Raw genomic sequence first — 3,750 nt, 5'->3', positions numbered from 1 at the left:
CAAAATCCTTGAGCGCTGTTCTTTTTATTCTATTAGCTTTTGAAAATCATACTAATAATCTTATCAACAGACATCTTGCTATCGACCTTAAACACACCTAGGCGAAGCTTGTTCGCAACACCCTTGCTTTCAACAGCCTTAACGAAGCTGGATGCATCCTTAATGATATTTCCGGCTACAAGGACTTCTGCTACATCGGACGTTGTCATGCCGCTTGCAACATTAATAACCGTTTTATAGACAACCTTCTCGGAATTCTCAGCCGCGGCCTTTTCTGCCTCAGCCTTTGCTTTCTCCTCAGCTGTTTCAATCTCGTTCAAATATTCTTCATCAGTCAAGACCACATATCCTTCCGTCTCCAACTGAGTCTTCATATCCTCTGCAGATAAAACAGGTGTCTCGGTAACTGTCTCGGTCTCTGTTGCTTTTGCCGTTTCTTTCTTTCCGGAAGTCTCTTCTGCTCCCGCATCATCGGATGAGAAGAAATAAACTCCCCCAAGAATGCATGAGGCAAGTAAGATTCCTGAGGCGAAGCTGCTCATTACTTTATGCGTCATTTGCCAGCTTCCTCCCTTTGTTCCTTCCAGATTCATAAGGAGCTAGGATCTCTTCTACTTCCTGCTCGGACAGTTTCGTTTGGACCGCGATGCTCTTAATGGAATAACCCCTCTTATAAAGGTCCAGCATCTTACGCATTGTATGGCGTTCTTCAGAATTCAAGCCCATAACGCCTGCCTCCTGAGCGGTAATTTCCTCATCCATTTCAAGTTTGCGGATCTGCTCTTTTAATTGATTTGTTTCATCCAGCATAACCGCGTAATATGTATCAATTTGTTTTTGATCGTCTTTTGCTTGTTTTCTCATCTTAACAAATGAAGCGACAAACAACACCGCGGAAGCCGCAAATAATATTACTAAAGCCATTTGCATTGGTAACCGTTCCTCCTACCTTCGAAATCTCTCATTCATTATACATGCAAAGTCGAGTTTTTTCGATGTTATTCTCAAATACCCAAAAAAACCCATCATTCTCCCTATTATGCCAGTCAATCATTCATCCCTTCTATCTATATAGTCCCCCTAATTAAAGAATACGAAAGGTAGTATCTCTTTCTGTATGTCGAAAAACACAAATTTTGTCGCATATTAGGAGGGAATATGCTATACTCGTAGAGACCTAAAACTGCATAACATTTTACTTACCATTTTACATGGCCCTGCTGGCTTCAGCAGGGTTTTTTTGTGCTTATTCAGCATTTAGTGATTTACGCAGAATTTCCGCCGGCAGTCCATCAATTTCACCAATCTTTTCTGAAATAAAACCATGTTTCTGCAGAATTCTTCTTGAAGGAATATTATCCGGGTCGATGATTGCCTTCAAACTTGTCATTCCAGCCTCACCCGCTTTAACAAGCAGCACTCTGGCAATTTCAGATCCATATCCCTTTCCCCAATACTGTGGCAGAATCATATAGCCCAGCTCAGCCTCACCGCTTAAATCATCATCAGGGGTAATATGCCCAAGCCCAATATACTCCAGCGTCTGTTGATCATATATTTTATAGGAGCCGGTCTTTTCAGCCTGTTGATTGCGTTTAAGCAATGCATGGAAGTTAATCTCAGCCTCTTCTAAAGGAATGGCCCGCTCAGTAATCTGGGCCATAACCCGTTCTTCTGATACAAGTGCATAATACAAATCGAAATCCGCTTCTTGAAACTTCTCAAGCATTATTTGCATGGTCTCTCCTCCATTAGTAAAGTCAAAAAAAAAAAAAAAACAGACCCAAGTGATTGGGTCTGTTCCGATAAGTTAAACTTATATTAGTTTTTTTGAACGTTAGTAGCTTGTGGTCCGCGTTGACCTTGTTCTACTTCGAAAGTAACTTCTTGACCTTCGTCAAGAGTTTTGAATCCTTCACCTTGGATCGCTGAGAAGTGAACGAATACATCGTCTCCACCTTCACGTTCGATAAATCCAAAACCTTTTTCTGCGTTAAACCATTTAACTTTACCTTGTTCCATGTTTGTTGCCTCCTAGTGCGATAGCACATTGTATTACTATCCTTGCTTATCGATCGTAAAGACGAAATATTGTTCAACTTTCAACCGTAACAAACAAAAATAATTCTTCTTTATAGTAACAGGTTCTTCAGAGAAACGCAAATGTTTTATAAGCGTTTTCTTGTTTTTCTTATCTGAAAATAAAGCAGCCAGAACATAAAAAAACTGGGCAATATATTGCCCAGTAAAATGATTAAAGGATTTCCTTAAACATTTCAATGGTTTCTTCTTTAGTTGGCATATAAGGGTTGCCAGGTGCACAAGCATCCTTCAAGGAGTTTTCCGCCAAAGTGTCCAAATCTGGATTTTCGACGCCAAGCTCTTTCAAGGAAGTTGGAATGCCAACCTCTGCCGCAAGCTCTCTGATCTTCTCAATCACGAAATCGCTTGCCTCTTCATCTGTCTGACCTATTTGCGGGAAGCCAAGTGCTTCGGCAATCATGCGGAATTTCTTCGGTGCATATTTCGCGTTACGTTTCTCGACGATTGGAAGAAGCATAGCGTTACATACACCGTGTGGAAGATCATAAAGCCCGCCAAGCTGATGGGCCATCGCATGTACATAGCCTAGTCCGGCATTCGAGAAAGCCATTCCGCCCAAGAAGCATGCATATGTCATTTGCTCTCTGGCATCCAAATCATGACCGTTCTTTACAGCAGCAGGAAGATACTTGAAGATAATACGCACCGCTTCAAGCGCAGTCGCATCCGTCACAGGGTTAGCTCCTGGAGTCACCAGCGTTTCAATGGCATGTGTAAGAGCGTCCATGCCAGTCGCAGCTGTAAGATCGGCCGGTTTATTAACCATTAACTCTGGATCGCTGACAGACAACAGGGCAATGCTGTTTTTATCCACACAAACCATCTTCACTCCACGGTCTTCATCAGTGATTACATAGTTAATCGTAATCTCAGCAGATGTACCGGCTGTCGTATTAACCGCAATCGTCGGATAGCCAGGACGGCTGGATTTATGTAAGCCTTCATAATCGCGGATATCCCCGCCGTTTGTTGTAATAATGCTAATTGCCGCTGCACAGTCCTGAGGAGAACCGCCGCCGACAGACAGAATGAAATCACAATCCTCTTCCTGCAATACTTCCACACCATTATGTACCTGTCTTGTCGTCGGATTTGGACTGACTTCATCATAGACAACATAATCAATCTCTGACTTCTCAAGCTGATCTGTCACCATTTTCAGGATTCCATTCTTGCTCAATCCTTTATCCGTCACCACAAAGGCTTTCTTAAAACCGTAGGATTTGATTTCTCCTCCCAATTCATTGAGGCAGCCTCTTCCTAACAAGTTTCTGCTTGGCAAATAATACATCATCACAAATCTCCTCCAATTTGTTAAATTATTCACAATTTAATTATAATTTAAACGAATCGGTGAAGCATTGGTTAAATGTAAGTACATTTGGCAATGGGTGGGAAAGGATGAAGCCGGTGTTAAAAACTCCTTTGTCCAAAGCAGCCTTTCAACCTTGAAAATATGTTTTCACCCTTTCGCCCTTAAATGGGATGACTTCGCCCATAAACGGAAGTTTTTCGCCCTTAAACGATCGGAAATCGCCCTTAAACCAAGAAACTCGGGAAATCCTCCTCCAAATAGAAGGCAGTTCCATGCTGAAATAACAGAAATAGACAAACCAATCGATTTTTTGAAGAATAATCTATCCTTTT

6 protein-coding genes are annotated in these 3,750 nt (G+C 41.8%); all 6 read right to left on the bottom strand.

Annotation, left to right across the window (positions count from 1 at the left end; all coding sequences use genetic code 11):
• Positions 1-32: 32 nt before the first annotated feature.
• Entirely contained in the window at positions 33-557 is a 525-nt protein-coding gene (locus ACI35L_RS01455; protein WP_049670464.1) for a hypothetical protein, read from the bottom strand.
• Positions 547-930, bottom strand: coding sequence for a hypothetical protein (locus ACI35L_RS01450; protein ID WP_049670463.1), 384 nt, complete (start codon positions 928-930; stop codon positions 547-549). Before ACI35L_RS01450 ends, ACI35L_RS01455 begins: the two co-directional genes overlap by 11 nt.
• A gap of 316 nt (positions 931-1,246) precedes the next feature.
• On the bottom strand, positions 1,247-1,738 hold the full coding sequence (locus ACI35L_RS01445; RefSeq protein ID WP_439802090.1) for a GNAT family N-acetyltransferase: 492 nt from the start codon (positions 1,736-1,738) through the stop codon (positions 1,247-1,249).
• Between the two features lie 83 nt (positions 1,739-1,821).
• Positions 1,822-2,022, bottom strand: a complete 201-nt coding sequence (locus tag ACI35L_RS01440) for a cold-shock protein (protein ID WP_049670461.1) — start codon at positions 2,020-2,022, stop codon at positions 1,822-1,824.
• A gap of 232 nt (positions 2,023-2,254) precedes the next feature.
• Complete coding sequence (locus ACI35L_RS01435) at positions 2,255-3,397, bottom strand: iron-containing alcohol dehydrogenase (RefSeq protein WP_049670459.1); 1,143 nt, start codon at positions 3,395-3,397, stop codon at positions 2,255-2,257.
• A 168-nt stretch (positions 3,398-3,565) separates the two neighbouring features.
• Positions 3,566-3,750, bottom strand: a 185-nt coding sequence (locus ACI35L_RS01430; RefSeq protein ID WP_439802089.1) for a hypothetical protein, incomplete at its 5' end; no start/stop codon positions are given.

Origin of the sequence: Pradoshia sp. (genome assembly GCF_051873915.1) — a bacterium.
Classification (GTDB): Bacteria; Bacillota; Bacilli; order Bacillales; family Pradoshiaceae; genus Pradoshia.
Note: the sequence above shows the minus strand (reverse complement) of the source record. Positions and strands in the feature narration are given on the sequence as shown.

Bases quoted from the DNA above. Each gene is read 5' to 3' on its own strand.
- ACI35L_RS01455 (WP_049670464.1), bottom strand. From the start codon at position 557: ATGACGCATAAAGTAATGAGCAGCTTCGCCTCAGGAATCTTACTTGCC.
- ACI35L_RS01450 (WP_049670463.1), bottom strand. From the start codon at position 930: ATGCAAATGGCTTTAGTAATATTATTTGCGGCTTCCGCGGTGTTGTTT.
- ACI35L_RS01445 (WP_439802090.1), bottom strand. From the start codon at position 1,738: ATGCAAATAATGCTTGAGAAGTTTCAAGAAGCGGATTTCGATTTGTAT.
- ACI35L_RS01440 (WP_049670461.1), bottom strand. From the start codon at position 2,022: ATGGAACAAGGTAAAGTTAAATGGTTTAACGCAGAAAAAGGTTTTGGA.
- ACI35L_RS01435 (WP_049670459.1), bottom strand. From the start codon at position 3,397: ATGATGTATTATTTGCCAAGCAGAAACTTGTTAGGAAGAGGCTGCCTC.